The 1,289-nt window shown below is 61.1% G+C and carries 1 protein-coding gene; it reads left to right on the forward strand.

All coding sequences use genetic code 11. From position 1 onward, the window contains the following. Nucleotides 1-125 precede the first annotated feature (125 nt). Nucleotides 126-1,289 (forward strand): IS5 family transposase (locus tag P3T21_RS38400; protein ID WP_429261057.1); only part of this gene is annotated, 1,164 nt, incomplete at its 3' end.

Here is a 1,289-nt window from a genome sequence, read left to right on the forward strand (position 1 = left end):
AGTCGGCCTTGCAGAAGTTCGTGAGGCCCCGCCTGGCTTGGCGATGCAGTTTGTCGGCGGGTAAGAGAACTCCCAGAACGAATATCGATCTGATAAAGATTCTGGGAGTTTCGGAGTGGTCGCCAATGAGCACGCCTGATTTCTTTCGTAGCCGTCTGGACGCGATGATTGATCTGCGTCACCCGCTTGCCGTGTTGGCAACGAAGATGTCGTGGGCTTCAATCGAAACGACGCTTGCTCCCCTGTTCGGGCGGCGCTCACGCGATGGGCGGGTGAGCGAAGCGGATGACCTGTTTGGCTCGAACTCGCTGGAACTTGCCGGTGGCGTCAGTGCGGCTGGACGTCCGCGCTTGCCTATGCGGCTGATGGTGGGTCTGCTGTACCTGAAGCACGCCTACAACGAAAGTGACGAAACGGTGTGCGAGCGCTGGGCGCAGGACGTGTACTTCCAGTTCTTCTGCGGCGAGGAGTATTTCCAGCCGCGCCTGCCGTGCGACCCGACCAACCTGGTGCGCTTTCGGCAGGCGCTGGGCGAAGCCGGTGTCGAGGAGCTGCTTGCGGCGACGATCGCGGCTGCGGTGCAGATGAAGGCGGTGACGCCGGTCGAATTCGAGCGCGTGATTGTCGACACCACGGTTCAAGAGAAGGCGATTGCGTATCCGACCGACAGCCGTCTGCTTGAGGTGTCACGGGCCAGACTCGTGCAGTTGGCGCAGCGCGCCGGGTTGGCGTTGAAGCAAACCTACGAGCGCGAAGGCAAGCGGCTGCGGCGCCGCGCAGGCGGCTATGCCCATGCGAAGCAGTTCAAGCGCCTGCGTCGTGTACTCAAACGTCAGCGCACAGTCTTGGGACGGTTGCTGCGCGATATCGAACGCAAGCTGCCTGGAGCTTCGGACGAACGGCAGGCACAACTGCGCGTCTGGCTTGAGCGGGCCTGGCGCATTTGCCGCCAACGTCCAAAGGACAAGAACAAGCTCTACGCACTGCATGCGCCTGAAGTTGAATGCATTGGGAAAGGAAAGGCGCGCCAGCCCTACGAGTTCGGCGTCAAGGTGAGCCTCGCGATCACGGAGAAACAAGGGTTGATCATCGGTGCGCGGGCGTTCCCCGGCAACCCCTATGACGGCCATACGCTGGTCGAGCAACTCGAACAGAGCTCCATTCTGTTGCAGGACCTGCCCGGTACACCGCAGCCGAAGACCGTATTGGTCGATCTCGGCTTTCGCGGCGTCGACCCGGAGGTATCATCTGTACACCTGATTCATCGCGGAAAACACAAGACACTGACC

Origin of the sequence: Paraburkholderia sp. GAS334 (assembly GCF_050436625.1) — a bacterium.
Lineage (GTDB): Bacteria > Pseudomonadota > Gammaproteobacteria > Burkholderiales > Burkholderiaceae > Paraburkholderia.